The 13,958-nt window shown below is 66.6% G+C and carries 13 protein-coding genes; 6 read left to right on the forward strand and 7 right to left on the reverse strand.

Annotated features, from left to right (window positions below):
• Nucleotides 1-111: 111 nt before the first annotated feature.
• The 4 genes from IE187_RS11670 to IE187_RS11685 all read left to right on the forward strand — a co-directional run bounded on the left by IE187_RS11670 (nt 112) and on the right by IE187_RS11685 (nt 5,675).
• On the forward strand, nt 112-429 hold the full coding sequence (locus IE187_RS11670; RefSeq protein WP_189676406.1) for a CC_3452 family protein: 318 nt from the start codon (nt 112-114) through the stop codon (nt 427-429).
• A 114-nt stretch (nt 430-543) separates the two neighbouring features.
• Nucleotides 544-2,634: a RelA/SpoT family protein gene (locus IE187_RS11675; protein WP_133191415.1), complete on the forward strand. Its 2,091-nt coding sequence runs from the start codon at nt 544-546 to the stop codon at nt 2,632-2,634.
• A gap of 79 nt (nt 2,635-2,713) precedes the next feature.
• Entirely contained in the window at nt 2,714-4,528 is a 1,815-nt protein-coding gene (locus IE187_RS11680) for a DUF885 domain-containing protein (protein ID WP_189676407.1), read from the forward strand.
• A gap of 67 nt (nt 4,529-4,595) precedes the next feature.
• Complete coding sequence (locus IE187_RS11685) at nt 4,596-5,675, forward strand: glycosyltransferase family 2 protein (protein WP_189676408.1); 1,080 nt, start codon at nt 4,596-4,598, stop codon at nt 5,673-5,675.
• 2 nt (nt 5,676-5,677) lie between these two features.
• On the opposite strand, the gene IE187_RS11690 is transcribed toward IE187_RS11685, so the two are convergent.
• Entirely contained in the window at nt 5,678-6,412 is a 735-nt protein-coding gene (locus IE187_RS11690; RefSeq protein WP_189676409.1) for a class I SAM-dependent methyltransferase, read from the reverse strand.
• On the reverse strand, nt 6,413-6,841 hold the full coding sequence (locus IE187_RS11695) for a GtrA family protein (RefSeq protein WP_189676410.1): 429 nt from the start codon (nt 6,839-6,841) through the stop codon (nt 6,413-6,415).
• Nucleotides 6,842-6,903: 62 nt separating this feature from the next.
• Here IE187_RS11695 and IE187_RS11700 point away from each other — a divergent pair, with 62 nt between their 5' ends.
• Nucleotides 6,904-8,682: an AcrB/AcrD/AcrF family protein gene (locus IE187_RS11700; RefSeq protein WP_189676411.1), complete on the forward strand. Its 1,779-nt coding sequence runs from the start codon at nt 6,904-6,906 to the stop codon at nt 8,680-8,682.
• A gap of 123 nt (nt 8,683-8,805) precedes the next feature.
• Here IE187_RS11700 and IE187_RS11705 read toward each other — a convergent pair whose 3' ends face one another.
• From IE187_RS11705 to IE187_RS11725, 5 genes are all read right to left on the reverse strand, one after another.
• Nucleotides 8,806-9,426 carry a MarC family protein gene (locus IE187_RS11705; RefSeq protein ID WP_133191409.1) on the reverse strand — a complete coding sequence of 207 codons (621 nt, stop codon included), beginning with the start codon at nt 9,424-9,426 and terminating at the stop codon, nt 8,806-8,808.
• Entirely contained in the window at nt 9,423-10,295 is an 873-nt protein-coding gene (gene folD, locus IE187_RS11710) for a bifunctional methylenetetrahydrofolate dehydrogenase/methenyltetrahydrofolate cyclohydrolase FolD (protein WP_189676412.1), read from the reverse strand. Before folD ends, IE187_RS11705 begins: the two co-directional genes overlap by 4 nt.
• A gap of 16 nt (nt 10,296-10,311) precedes the next feature.
• Complete coding sequence (locus IE187_RS11715; protein ID WP_133191407.1) at nt 10,312-10,614, reverse strand: YggT family protein; 303 nt, start codon at nt 10,612-10,614, stop codon at nt 10,312-10,314.
• Nucleotides 10,615-10,704: 90 nt separating this feature from the next.
• Nucleotides 10,705-11,607: an acetylglutamate kinase gene (gene argB, locus IE187_RS11720; protein ID WP_133191406.1), complete on the reverse strand. Its 903-nt coding sequence runs from the start codon at nt 11,605-11,607 to the stop codon at nt 10,705-10,707.
• A gap of 50 nt (nt 11,608-11,657) precedes the next feature.
• Complete coding sequence (locus IE187_RS11725; RefSeq protein WP_133191405.1) at nt 11,658-12,344, reverse strand: queuosine precursor transporter; 687 nt, start codon at nt 12,342-12,344, stop codon at nt 11,658-11,660.
• 124 nt (nt 12,345-12,468) lie between these two features.
• Here IE187_RS11725 and IE187_RS11730 point away from each other — a divergent pair, with 124 nt between their 5' ends.
• Nucleotides 12,469-13,854 (forward strand): NupC/NupG family nucleoside CNT transporter, encoded by a 1,386-nt coding sequence (locus tag IE187_RS11730; RefSeq protein ID WP_189676413.1) that lies wholly within the window; start codon nt 12,469-12,471, stop codon nt 13,852-13,854.
• Nucleotides 13,855-13,958: the final 104 nt, after the last annotated feature.

The following is a 13,958-nucleotide window of genomic DNA, read 5'->3' on the forward strand; positions in this document are numbered from 1 at the left end:
ACCCTAACGCATTTATAGGTAAAGGGGGAAGCAAAACTACGTTTTGACTTGCAACTCGCAACTGCAGCATTTAGGTAGCGGATCGAAACTGACAAGGCAAGGAGTCTCCCCATGATCCGTTCGCTTCCGATTGCCGTCGCCGCGTTCGTGGCGACGCTCCCCTTCGTACCGACCGTCGCGCATGCCGCCGACGCTGCACCGTATTATGCCGCGACGCCGGTCGCTGCGCCCGCCAAGACGATGCTGATCACCAACGGTACCGTGTGGAAGTGGAACGACACCGCCTTCACCGCGAACAAGGGTCCGCAGCGCGAAGGCATCGTGTGCGAGATGATCGCGCAGCGTGCCGGCAAGCTTTCGGCCTTCGCGATTGCCGGCCAGCCGCTCGATGCCGACGCGCTCGCCAAGTGCAACGCCCGCGCCAAATAAGCGTGGCTACAGACCGATCGAAGCCCCTTTCGCAAGCGTGCGAGAGGGGCTTTTTTCTGCGATTCGCGCAAACATGTTGCAAAGCAACACTTCGTGACGCCATCTTGGCTTGAGATGTTGCGTCAGTATGAACTCGTCGATCGTGTCCTGGAGTACGATCCCTCAGCCAATGAGGCGCTGCTCAACCGCGCCTATGTCTTTTCGATGCAGGCGCACGGATCGCAGAAGCGCGCGAATGGCGATCCCTATTTCAGCCATCCGATCGAAGTCGCCGGCATCCTGACCGACCTCCATCTCGACGACGAGACGATTGCGACGGCGATCCTCCACGACACGATCGAGGACACCGTCGCCACCCCCGAGGAGATCACCCGGCTGTTCGGCGCAAGCGTCGCGCGGCTGGTCGATGGCGTCACCAAGCTGTCGAAGATCGAAGCGCAGACCGAGAACGAGCGCGCCGCGGAAAACCTCCGCAAATTCCTGCTCGCCATGTCGGACGACATCCGCGTGCTGCTGGTCAAGCTTGCCGACCGGCTGCACAACATGCGCACGCTGCATTTCATCAAGAATCCCGACAAGCGCAAACGCATCGCGCGCGAGACGATGGACATCTACGCGCCGCTCGCCGAGCGGATCGGCATGTACGAGTTCATGAAGGAGATGCAGACGCTCGCCTTCGCGCAGCTCGAGCCCGAGGCGTTCGAATCGATCACCAAGCGCCTCGCCCAGCTCAAGGACGGCGGTGGGGACCGCATCGCCAAGATCGGGTCGGGGCTCAAGCTGCTGCTCAGCCGCCAGGGAATCGAAGGCGACGTGTCGGGGCGCGAAAAGCACCCCTATTCGATCTGGAAGAAGATGGCCGAGCGGCACATCAGCTTCGAGCAGCTCAGCGACATCATGGCGTTCCGCGTGATCGTGCCCGATGAAGAGGCGTGCTACACCGCACTCGGCGTGATCCACCGCCGCTGGCCGATGGTGCCGGGGCGTTTCAAGGATTACATCTCGACCCCCAAGCGCAACGGCTACCGCTCGCTGCACACCACGGTGATCCATGCCGACAATACGCGCGTCGAGATCCAGATCCGCACGCGCGCCATGCACGAAGAGGCCGAACTCGGGCTCGCCGCGCACTGGGCGTACAAGCAGGACAAGGTCCGGCCCGACTCACAAGTCAGCTGGATCCGCGATCTGGTCGAGATCCTCGACAATGCCGAGAGCCCCGAAGAGCTGCTCGAGCATACCAAGATGGCGATGTACCAGGATCGCATCTTCGCCTTCACCCCCAAGGGTGAGCTGCATCAGCTGCCCAAGGGCGCGTCGCCGATCGATTTCGCCTATGCCGTCCACACCGATCTCGGCGATCAGGCGGTCGGCGCGAAGATCAACGGGCGCGTGGTCCCCTTGCGCACCGTGATCGACAATGGCGATCAGGTGCAGATCCTGCGGTCCAAGGCGCAGGAGCCGCAGCCTGGCTGGCTCAACTTCGCGATCACCGGCAAGGCGCGCGCCGCGATCCGGCGGCATCTGCGCCACAAGGAGCGGATCGAGACACAAGCGCTCGGCCGCAAGATGTACGACGAGCTGGTCTCGCGTCTCCCCGCCCCGCTCGCCGGCAATGCGCAGGCGATGGCGATGCAGCGTCTCAAGGTGTCCGACGAAGCCGCCTTGCTCGAGGCGATCGCGCGCCGCCGGATTCCCGACGCCGCGGTGATGGAAGCGTTGATGCCAGGCTCGGCCGGCGTCGACGCAATGCGTGATTTGCCGCCGCAGTCGAGCGCGATCTCGATTCGTGGGCTGACCGCGGGCGTCGCGTTCGATCTCGCCGAATGCTGCCATCCCGTCCCCGGCGACCGGATCGTCGGGCTGCGCCGCCCCGACGCCGGGATCGAAGTTCATACGATCGATTGCCCGATCCTCGGTGCCGCCGACGATACCGATTGGGTCGACCTCTCCTGGGGCGACAAGACCGAGGGCGCGACCGGGCGGATCTCGGTCGAGGTCAAGAACGAGCCCGGCGCGCTCGGCACGATCGCGACGATCATCGGCGCGCAAAAGGCCAACATCGTCAATCTGCGGCTCGATAACCGCGATACCGGCTTCCACACCAATACGATCGATGTCGAGGTCCACGACGTCCAGCATTTGATGCACGTCATCGCCGCGCTGCGCGCCGCCGACGCGGTTAACGCTGTGACGCGCGTCTAGTACGCCGCCGCCGGACCGACACCCTTGCGCGCCAAGGGCGAGCCGTTAGGCTGCGCTGCGGGCAGACAAAGGGATGATGATGGACCGGCGTGATTTTCTGTGTTCGACGAGCGTGTTCGGCGCGCTCGCCCTTCTTCCCGCCGCCGCTGCCCGCGCCGCGATCGCGGCCGCGCCGGGCGATGCTGCGCTCGCGGCGCTGTTCGACCGGATCTTCGCCGAAGGGCTGCAGGAAAGCCCCGAAAGCGCGACGCAGCTCGGGCTCGACAAGGGCGCCAACGCCGCGCTGAAGCACCGGCTCGACGACCCCTCGCTCGCCAATCGGGCGCAGGGTCTCGCTCGGACACGCCGCGCGATCGCCGCGCTCGACGCGATCGATCCTGCGACGCTCTCCCCGGCGAGCAAGCTCGACCGCGAAGTGGTGCTCTATTCGCTGCGCCAGCGCGAAGTCGGCCCCGCGCGCTTCGGCGTCGGCTCGCCGCAGCGCCCCTATGCGATCACGCAGCAGCAGGGCGCCTATTTCAGCGTCCCCGACTTCCTCAATTCGCGCCATGTCGTCGCGAATGCCGCCGATGCCGAAGCCTATCTCGACCGCCTCGCCGATTTCGCGCGCGTGCTCGATGGCGAGAATGCCGTGCAGGAGGAAGCGGCCAAGCGTGGCTTGCTCGCCCCCGCCTTCGCGCTCGATCTCGCGCTCGGGCAGATGGCGGCGGTGCGCAAGCCTGCCCCCGCCGAGAGCGGACTCGTTACCTCGCTCACGCGCCGGACGACGGCTGCCAAGTTGCCCGGCGATTACGCCGGCCGCGCGACCAAAATCGTTGCCGAAGCCGTCTATCCAGCGCTCGACCGGCAAATCGCGCTCGTCACGCGGCTGCGCCGCACCGCGCGGACCGATGTCGGATTGTGGTCGGTCCCCAATGGCGACGCGCTCTATGCCGCCGCGCTGGCGAGCGCGACGACGACCGATTTCACCCCCGATCAAGTCCACCAGATGGGGCTCGATCAAGTCGCCGAGATCGGCGCCAGACTCGATTCGCTGCTCAAGGCGCAAGGTTTGACCACCGGCAGCGTGAGCGCACGGCTCGACACGCTCAACACCACGCCGTCACAGCTCTTTCCCGACACGCCCGAAGGCCGCGCCGCATTGCTCGCGAGCCTCAACGGTCAGGTGCGGACGATGCAGGCGCGTCTGCCTACGCTGTTCATCAATCCGCCCGACGCCCCGCTCGAGATCCGCAGCGTGCCGGTCGAGATCCAGGACGGCGCGTCGAACGGCTATTATTACCGCGCCGCGCTCGATGGTTCGCGCCCGGCAATCTATTGGATCAACCTCAAGCACATCACCGATTGGCCGAAATACGGGCTGCCGACGCTGACGCATCACGAAGGCGTTCCCGGCCACCACCTCCAGATCAGCATCGCGCAAGGCGCCGCGGGGCCGCTAATCCGCAAGACGAGCTTTTTCAACGCCTATACCGAGGGCTGGGCGCTCTATGCCGAGCAGCTCGCCGACGAGAGCGGTGTGTACGACCAGGATCCGCTCGCGCGGATCGGCTATTACCAGTCGCTGCTGTTCCGCGCGTGCCGGCTCGTCGTCGATACGGGCATGCACGCCAAGCGCTGGAGCCGCGAAAAGGCGATCGCCTATATGGTCGAGATCACCGGCTTCCCGCCCCCGCGCGCGACGAGCGAGATCAACCGTTATTGCACCATGCCGGGACAGGCGTGCAGCTATAAGATCGGCCATGTCAGCTGGCTGCGCGCGCGCGCCAAGGCCAAGACGATCCTCGGCGCGAAGTTCGACGTGCGGCAATTCCATGAAATTCTGCGCAACGGCGCGGTGCCGCTGGTCATTCTCGAACGGCTCGCCGAGGAGCGCGCGCGGGCTCAGGTGTGACGCCGGCGCGGGGCGCGTGATGCGGATAGGCGATGACGTAGCGGCAAAGCGGCGCTAAACCTGCCGCATGATCCGCCCCGCGCTCTCCATCGTCATTCCCTGCTATAACGAAGCGGCATGCCTCGACGTGTTGCACGCACGCGTCTCGGCCGCTGCGCACGCTGCAGTCGGCACGGATTACGAGATCGTGCTGATCAACGACGGGTCGCGCGACGAGAGCTGGCCGGTGATGCAGCGCCTCGCCGCCGCCGATCCGCGGCTCGTGGTGATCAACCTGTCGCGCAACCACGGGCATCAGCTCGCGCTGACCGCCGGGCTCGATCTGTGCTCGGGCGCGCAGATCCTGATCATCGATGCCGATCTGCAGGATCCGCCCGAATTGCTCAGCGACATGCGCGCGGCGATGGCGGCGCAGCAAGCCGATGTCGTCTATGCCGTGCGCCGCACGCGCGAGGGCGAGACCGCGTTCAAGAAGCTCACCGCGGCGATCTTCTATCGCTTGCTCGACCGGGTCACCGACACCGCGATCCCGCTCGACACCGGCGATTTCCGGCTGATGAGCCGCCGCGCGCTCGACGCGTTCCTGGCGATGCCCGAGCAAGCGCGCTTCATCCGCGGGATGGTCGCGTGGGTCGGCTTCCGCCAGGTCCCCTTCCCGTACGACCGTGCCGAACGCCATGCCGGCGAGACGCATTACCCGCTCGCCAAGATGATCCGGCTGGCGCTCGACGCGGTCACTGGCTTCTCGACCGCGCCGCTGCGCTTCGCCAGCCATCTGGGGCTCGCGTTGACCGCGGCGTCGCTGCTGCTGTTCCTCTATATCGCGATCGGCTTCTTCAGCGGCAGCGCGGTCGCCGGCTGGACCTCGACGATGCTCGTCGTCGTGCTGCTCGGTGCGTTCCAGATGTTCGTGCTCGGGATGATCGGCGAATATCTCGGCCGGCTCTATGTCGAATCGAAGCGCCGGCCGCTCTATCTGGTCGCCGATGTGGTGGGGCCGATCCAGGGTCATGCGACGCTGGGGTATCGCGCGGAAGTCGAGCCCCTGCCCGTTCGCCCCGAGCCTGTCGAAGGGCACGCCGCTCCGCAGGCGACCGCGCCTGCTGCAAGCAGTGCTTCGACAAGCGCAGCACGAACCGAAATCTAGCGTCAGCCCTCCTTCGGCGACGCCAAGGTCAGGATCGAAACCCCTGGCGACAGCGGCACGCGCCCGACGAGATGCCGCTCGAGCCGGAAGATCCGCTCGAACAGCGCATTGAGCGCGGGGTGCGGCGGCGAATCGTCGCTGTCGTCCTTGCCGCGCAGCCGCCCGGCGATCCGCGATGCGGCCGCGAGCGGGAAGAGCAGCGAGTTGAACCAGCGCAGCCCATTGTGCTTGAGCCCGGCCTTCCCGATCGCCGCGGCGAGCGTCGCCTTCGAATAGCGGCGGTGATGGTGGTTGACGACGTCGTGCGCGCTCCACATCCACTGATGCGCGGGCACTGCGATCAGGATCTTGCCGCCGGGCTTGAGGCATTCGCCCATCGCCTTCAGCGCTGCGACATCATCTTCGATATGCTCGACCACGTCGAGCACCGCGATCAGGTCATAGGCGCCGCGCTCGATGCCCGGCAATTCGGGGAGCGGCGCCGCGCTCACCGGCGCGCCGAGCCGCGCGCTCGCGATCGCGCGCGCGGCGGGATCGATCTCGATCGCCTCGACCCGCCCGAACTGCGCGAGCATCGGCAGATTGTGCCCGGTGCCGCAGCCGATCTCGAGGATCCGCGCATCCTCGGGCAAACCACCCTCGCGCACGAGATAGTCGGCGAGAATGTCGCGCCGCGCGCGATACCACCAATGCGTGGAATCATGCGCCGCCATGCGGTCGTAAACGATGCGGTCCATTTATTTGAACACCAATTGGCGATTGAGGAAGAAGGTGAAGACGGTGGCGCAAGCGACCGCGGGCAGCAGCGGCACCCATGCCGGATACCCCAGCTTGGCAGTGCCGATCCAGGTGATCAGCGCGTTCAACAGCACGCCCGAGGCCTGCACGCAGACGAATTTGACATGCTGCATCCGACCGGGATCGCGCGACCCGTGCCCCTTGAAGCTCCACCGGCTGTGCAGGAAGAACCCCACCGTCACCGCCACCAGAAAGGCGAAGGGCACGGCATAGACCGCGTGGCGCTGCTCGAACACGAAGTGCGTCAGCGGGAGATAGACCGCCGAGTAGATCGCCGTGGTGATCACACCGGCGATCCCGAAGCGCACGAGCTGCCCGACGAGCGGGTTCTCTCGCAGGCTCTCAATCTGTCGCTGGATCGCTGTCACGTTGGCTTGCCCTTTACGATAGCGCCACTAGAGGGCGGAGAGACCCGAGGAAAGCGTTTTACATGGTTGACGGTACAGTGGCGCGGACGCTCGATCGGGATTGGGTCCGCCTCAGCCTGATCGCATGGGTCGGCATCGCGATCTATTATGTCGCGCAACGCTGGACCGGGATTCACTACCTCCAGCTCGGCGACACCGACGACAATATGCGGCTGATGCAAGTCCGCGCCTGGCTTGGCGGGCAGGGCTGGTACGATCTGCGCCAGTACCGGCTCAATCCACCGCTCGGCTTCGACATGCATTGGAGCCGACTGGTCGATCTGCCGCTCGCCGCGCTGATCGTGCTGCTGCGCCCGTTCGTGGGGCCGCGCGAGGCCGAGATGCTCGCATGCGGCATAGCACCGTTGCTGCCGCTCGGCATCGTGATGCTCGGCATCGGCGCGACGGTGCGCCGCCTCGTCAGCGTCTATGCCTGGCCGCTCGGCATCGTGCTGCTGCTGTGCTGCTCGGCGACGATGATGATGTATATGCCCGAGCGGATCGACCATCACGGCTGGCAGCTCGCGATGCTGAGCCTCGCGGTCGCCGGCCTGTCCGACCCCAAGGGCGCGCGCGGCGGGGCGATCGTCGGCGTGGCGAGCGCGGTGTCGCTGACGATCGGGCTCGAGATGCTGCCTTATGCCGCGCTGGCCGGCTTGATCCTGACGCTGCGCTGGATCTGGGACCGTAGCGAAGCGCCGCGGCTGGCGATCTACGCGCTGTGCCTCGGCGCTGGCAGCGGACTCGGCTATGCGCTGTTCGCCTCCTATGCTGATGCGGTGCTGCGCTGCGACGCGCTGACGCCGGTCTGGCTGAGCGTGATGGTGATGGCGGGCGCGCTGCTGTTCGCACTGGGCTGGGCAAACCCGGCGAACCGCTGGGTCCGGCTTGGCCTGGCGATCGCGGCGGGGGCGATCATCGTCGTCGGCTTTGCGCTTGTCTTCCCGCAATGCCTCGGCCGTCCCGAACAAGCCTCGCCCGAGCTGCAGAAGAACTGGCTCAACATGATCCGCGAAGCCAAGCCGATCTACAGCCATCCGTTCCGCGTCGCCTTTCCCGTCGCGGCGATGCCGATCGTCGGGGTGATCGGCGCGGCAGTCGCGACGTGGCGCGCGCGCGGGACCGAGCTCCGTGGCGCCTGGGCAACGGTATTGCTGTTCGTCACCGGCGCGGCATTGCTGCTGCTGTGGCAGGCGCGCGCGGGGCCCGCGGCGCAAATGCTCTCGGTGCCCGGCGCGGTCGCACTCGGCTGGCTGCTCGTCCCTAGCCTCCTCGGTAATCGCTCGGCGCTGGTGCGCGTGCTTGGAACGGTGGCGGCGGTCGTGGTGATCGGCTCGGGGCTGTTCGCCGGGCTCGCGATCCGCTTCCTGCCGATCGACCGACCGAGCAAGCGCGTCCAGATCATCGACCGCGCGAGCGGCCAATGCCCGACGATGACCGCATTGCGCCCGCTCGATCGCTATCCCGCGCAGACGGTCTTCAGCTTCGTCGATCTGGGGCCGCGGATCATCACGATCACGCATCACGATGCGGTCGCGGGCCCGTATCACCGCAATGGCGCCGCGATTCTCGATGTCCAGCACGCCTTCTCGGGCAGCCCGGAGAATTTCCGCGCGATCGCCAAGCGCCACGGTGCGACGCTGCTGCTGGTCTGCCCCAACATGGCCGAATCGACGATCTACCGCGTGCGCGCGCCCGGCGGCTTCTACGACCAGCTCGCGCATCGCAAGACGTTCGACTGGCTCGAGGAACTGCCGATGCCGGCCAAGTCGCCGCTGCGGCTGTGGCGGATCAAGGACTGACGATTTAAGCCCCTCCCCTTTAGGGGAGGGGTTGGGGTGGGGACGTATCCGCTTGGGCTAGGTCTCTGCGAGACACTTCCCCACCCCCAGCCCCTCCCCTGAAGGGGAGGGGCTTGTCGTTCATCAGCCGAGGCTTTGCTTCACCCCGTCGATCACGAACTGCACCGCAAGCGCTGCGAGCAGCACGCCGAGCAGCCGCGTGATCACCGCTTCGATCTTCGCGCCGAGCACGCGCATGATCGGCCCCGCTGCCAGCAAGGCGGCGAGCGTCAGCGCCAGGATCGTGGCGAGCGCGGCGAGCACGACGGCGATCGGCTCGAGCCCGTGGTTGCGGCTCATCAGCAGCATCACCGACGCGATCGACCCCGGCCCCGCGATCATCGGCATCGCCATCGGGAAGATCGAGACATCCTCGACCTCCGGCGTCGCGGCGACCTTGGCAGCGCGATCCTCACGCCGCTCGGTGCGCTTTTCGAACACCATCTCGAGCGCGATCAGGAACAGCATGATCCCGCCGGCGATGCGAAACGAATCGAGGCTGATGCCGAGCGACTTGAGCAGCACTTCGCCGAATGCGGCAAAGGCGAACAGGATCGCGGCGGCGACGAGCACCGCGCGGATCGCCATCGCCCGGCGATTGGCAGGAGAGGCGCCCGACGACAGCCCGGCATAGATCGGCGCGCAGCCGGGCGGGTCGATCACCACGAAGAAGGTGATGAGCGACGAGATATAGAGTTCGATCAAAGCGCGCCCTCACCGACGACGTTTTCGCGCCGTTCGGCGGAGATCAGCGTATTGCGCAGCAGCACCGCGATCGTCATCGGGCCGACGCCGCCGGGTACGGGCGTCACCGCCCCCGCCACGTCGAGCGCACCCGCGAAATCGACGTCGCCGACCAGGCCCTCGGGCGTGCGGTTGATGCCGACGTCGATCACCGTCGCGCCGGGCTTGAGCCACTCGGCCTTGACCATCTGCGGTCGCCCGACCGCCGCGACGACGATGTCGGCGCGCTTGACCACGCTCGGCAGATCGCGCGTGCGCGAATGCGCTACGGTGACGGTGCAGCTCTCGGCGATCAGCAATTGCGCCATCGGCTTGCCGACGATGTTCGAGCGGCCGATCACCACCGCGTCGAGCCCCGACAGATCCCCGAGCTGGTCCTTGAGCAGCATCAGGCAGCCGAGCGGCGTGCACGGCACAAAGCCCTCCAGCCCGGTGGCAAGGCGCCCGGCATTGACCGGATGGAAGCCGTCGACATCCTTGTCGGGGTCGATCCGTGTCGTCACCGCTTGCTCGTCGATATGCGAGGGCAGCGGCAGCTGGACGAGGATCCCGTCGATCGCGGGATCGGCGTTGAGCGCATCGACGAGATCGAGCAGCGCCTGCTGCGGCACGTCGGCGGGGAGGCGATGCTCGATGCCCGCCATGCCCGCCGCCGTGGTCGCCTTGCCCTTCGAGCGGACATAGACCGCCGAAGCGGGGTCGTCACCGACGAGCACGACCGCGAGCCCCGGCGCGCGGCCGGCCTGTTCGACAAAGCGCGCGACGCGCTGTGCGACGCGCTCGCGCAAGCCGGCGGCGAACGCCTTTCCGTCGATGAGTGCGGCAGTCATGCTAGCGCCTTTCGCCTTAGAGCGGCGTGCCGCTCAGGATATGGGCAGCCAGATTATTGAGGATGATGCTGAGGATCCGCAGCGTCAGCAGCACCGCGAACGGTGCCAGGTCGATCGATCCGAAATCGGGCAGAATCCGGCGGAACGGGCGATACAGCGGCTCGGTCCCGCGGTTGAGCCCGGTATAAATCGAGCGCACGACTTCGTTGTAGGTATTGATGACGTTGAACGACACGAGCAGCGACAGGATCACCTGAACGATGACGATCAGCGTGACCGCGTCGATCAACACCTGCAGGATCTGAATGATGGTAATCACGCGCGTCTCCGGGTGGTGTTCATCACGGTTCTAGCGCGCTACCGCAGGTGCGAACACCCCTAGCGACGCAGACCGTGCGAGGCGCAACGCTCAACGGCGAACCAGGGTCCCGGCGCCGCGCTTCGTGAAGATTTCGAGCAGCATCGCATGCGGCACGCGCCCGTCGAGGATGACCGCGGCATCGACCCCGCCCTCGACCGCATGGACGCAGGTCTCGAGCTTGGGGATCATCCCGCCGCTGATCGTGCCGTCGGCGCGCAGCGCGGCGACGGCTGCGGGATCGAGATCGGTGACGAGTGCACCCGCCTTGTCGAGCACGCCGACCACGTCGGTGAGCATGAAAAGGCGTTCGGCGCCGAGTGCGGCGGCGATCGCACCGGCCATCGTGTCGGCATTGATGTTATAGGTCGCGCCATCCGCGCCGAGCCCGACCGGCGCCACCACCGGGATGAAGCCGTCGCGCGCGAGGTTGATCAGAATCGACGGGTTGACCGCGACCGGATCGCCGACGAAGCCCAGATCGACGTGCCGCTCGATCCCCGAATTGGGATCGGGCTCGCGCCGCCCACCGACCTTTTCGGCCACGACGAGGTTGGCGTCCTTCCCCGAAATGCCGACCGCGCGGCCGCCCGCCTGGCCGATCCAGCCGACGATTTCCTTGTTGATCGACCCCGCCAGCACCATTTCGGCGATCTGCGCGGTCTCGGCATCGGTCACCCGCAAGCCATCGACGAAGCGTGATTCGACCCCCAATCGCTTGAGCATCGCGCCGATCTGCGGCCCGCCGCCGTGCACCACGACCGGATTGATCCCGACCGCCTTCATCAACACCACATCCTCGGCGAAATCGCGCGCGAGCTCGGGGTCGCCCATCGCGTGCCCGCCGTACTTCACGACGAAGGTCTTGCCGGCGTAGCGCTGCATGTACGGCAGCGCCTCGACCAGCGTTTCTGCCTTGGCGAGCAGTTCGGGCGCAGGGGAATGATCGGTCATGTTCGCGCCCATAGCCAATCCGTCACCCCAGCGAAAGCTGGAGTGATATGTCAGCCGCGATCGAGCCGCCGCCCGATCGCCACCGCGAGATAGATTGCCGGCGGCACGAGCAGCGCCGACAGGATCACCTTGATCAGCATCTGCCCGGCGAGCAGCTGGCCGATCGGGAATTCGCCGTAGAACGCGATCGTAACGAACAGCAACGTATCGACGACTTGGCTCAGCATGCTCGCAATCGCCGCGCGCAGCCACAGCAAGCTGCTCCCCTCGCGGCCTTTCAGCGCCGCGAAGATCGTCACGTTGAGCGTCTGCGACACGCCGTAGGCGACGATCCCGCCCGCCCAGATCCGCCACGTCGCGCCGAGCACGAGCTGGATCGCATCGCGATTGGCGGGCAGCATCGCGGGCGACGGCGGCAGGATCCAGACGATCCACGACAGCAGGATCGACACCAACAGCGGAACGAAGCCGATCCGCACCAGCCGGTTGGCGACCGCACCGCCATGCAGCTCGGCGACCGCGCTCGACGTCACCACGAGCAAGAGGAAGGCGAAGATCCCGGCCTCGACCGCGAGCGGCCCCAGGCCGAAGACCGGTCCGATCGCGGAAATCGGCCCGAGCGAGACTTGCTTGTTGCCGAGCACGCCCGCGATGCAGACCATCCCGCCGTAGAAGATCGAGAAGGCGAAGAGCGAGCGCGGGATACCGCCGACCGCGGGAGAAGCAGCTGTGTTCATCGCGCCGACGCTAGCCGGTTTCGCGCGCAGAGCAAACCGCCACTAGCCCCCGCCGCGCGGCGCTGTATGGTGGCGCGCTTGCGCGGGGGGCCGCGTGCCGGTTTCAACGCGAGTAACGACCCACATGAATCGTCTTCTCATCGGCATCGCCGGAATTGCGGTCATCCTGCTGATCGCCTTCGCTTTGTCGAGCAATCGGCGCGCGATCCGGCTGCGCGTCGTCGGCGCGGCGTTCGCGCTGCAAGTCGCGATCGCGGTGCTCGTGCTGAAGGTGCCGGCAGGCGTCGCGGCGCTGCAATTCCTGTCGGGCGGGGTCGCGAACCTGCTCGGCTATGCGCATAACGGCGTCGACTTCCTGTTCGGCCCGCTCGCCAAGCCCGAGATCGGCGGCAACAGCTTTGCGATCGCGGCGCTGCCGGTGATCATCTTCTTCGCCAGCCTGGTGTCGATCCTCTATTATCTCGGCATCATGCAGTTCATCGTCCGCTGGCTCGGCGGTGCGATCGAGGCGGTGATCGGCGTGTCGAAGGTCGAGGCGCTGTGCGCCGCGGCCAACATCTTTGTCGGGCAGAGCGAATCGCCGCTCGTCATCCGCCCCTATCTCGCCGGGCTGACCCCGGCGCAGCTGTTCACGGTGATGACCAGCGGGATGGCGGGCGTCGCCGGCACGATCCTCGCGGCCTATGCCTCGATGGGGATCCGCATCGAATATCTGCTGGCGGCAAGCTTCATGGCGGCGCCGGCGGGGATCCTGATGGCCAAAATCATGATGCCCGACGAGCCCGTCCGCCAGGGCGAACTGCCGCTCGGCGACCATCCCGAGGAGAATATCCAGCTCTCCGAGGCGCGGATCAGCGGCCAGGGGCCCGCCGCCTTGCTACCCGAGGGCGTCCCCGGCGAACCGATGCCGCATGCGAGCCACGACGAGGAAAAACCCGCCAACATCATCATGGCGGCGGCGCAGGGCGCACAGACCGGCGTCAAGCTCGCCGTCGCGGTCGGCGCGATGGTGCTCGCCTTCGTCGCGCTCGTCGCGCTCGCCAACGGCATCCTCGGCGGAATCGGCGGATGGTTCGGCTATCCGGCGCTGAGCTTCCAGGGGCTGCTCGGCACGGTGTTCGCGCCGATCATGGTGCTGCTCAACGTCCCGTGGACCGAAGCGCAGATCGCCGGCGGGCTGTTCGGGCAGAAGATCGTGCTCAACGAATTCGTCGCCTATATCAGCCTCGGCACACAAAAGGGCCTCAGCGCGCATACCATCGCGGTGGTGACCTTCGCGCTGTGCGGGTTCGCCAATTTCTCGTCGATCGCGATCCAGATGGCGGTGACCGGCAGCCTCGCCCCCAACCAGCGCCCGATGATCGCGCGGCTCGGCTTGAAGGCACTGGCGGCGGGGAGCCTCGCCAATCTGATGTCGGCGGCGCTGGCCGGGTTGCTTATCCCCGACGTCCCCGCACAACCCACGGCCAAAGCGCCGGCAGCGGTCGTCGCGCCGGTGGCAAAGCCGTGATCGACGCGCAGCGCGGCTAGCTTCCCTTGATCGAGGCGCGGTCCGCCAATTCCGTCCGGACGGAGCCCGTCGAAGTCCAGCCTTGAACCCGCCGACGGTCGGCA

This window comes from Sphingomonas glacialis, from assembly GCF_014653575.1.
GTDB lineage: Bacteria > Pseudomonadota > Alphaproteobacteria > Sphingomonadales > Sphingomonadaceae > Sphingomonas > Sphingomonas glacialis.

Excerpts from the sequence above, each read along its gene's own strand:
- IE187_RS11670 (WP_189676406.1), top strand. The coding sequence starts at position 112 with ATGATCCGTTCGCTTCCGATTGCCGTCGCCGCGTTCGTGGCGACGCTC.
- IE187_RS11675 (WP_133191415.1), top strand. The coding sequence starts at position 544 with ATGTTGCGTCAGTATGAACTCGTCGATCGTGTCCTGGAGTACGATCCC.
- IE187_RS11680 (WP_189676407.1), top strand. The coding sequence starts at position 2,714 with ATGGACCGGCGTGATTTTCTGTGTTCGACGAGCGTGTTCGGCGCGCTC.
- IE187_RS11685 (WP_189676408.1), top strand. The coding sequence starts at position 4,596 with ATGATCCGCCCCGCGCTCTCCATCGTCATTCCCTGCTATAACGAAGCG.
- IE187_RS11690 (WP_189676409.1), bottom strand. The coding sequence starts at position 6,412 with ATGGACCGCATCGTTTACGACCGCATGGCGGCGCATGATTCCACGCAT.
- IE187_RS11700 (WP_189676411.1), top strand. The coding sequence starts at position 6,904 with ATGGTTGACGGTACAGTGGCGCGGACGCTCGATCGGGATTGGGTCCGC.
- folD (WP_189676412.1), bottom strand. The coding sequence starts at position 10,295 with ATGACTGCCGCACTCATCGACGGAAAGGCGTTCGCCGCCGGCTTGCGC.
- argB (WP_133191406.1), bottom strand. The coding sequence starts at position 11,607 with ATGACCGATCATTCCCCTGCGCCCGAACTGCTCGCCAAGGCAGAAACG.
- IE187_RS11725 (WP_133191405.1), bottom strand. The coding sequence starts at position 12,344 with ATGAACACAGCTGCTTCTCCCGCGGTCGGCGGTATCCCGCGCTCGCTC.
- IE187_RS11730 (WP_189676413.1), top strand. The coding sequence starts at position 12,469 with ATGAATCGTCTTCTCATCGGCATCGCCGGAATTGCGGTCATCCTGCTG.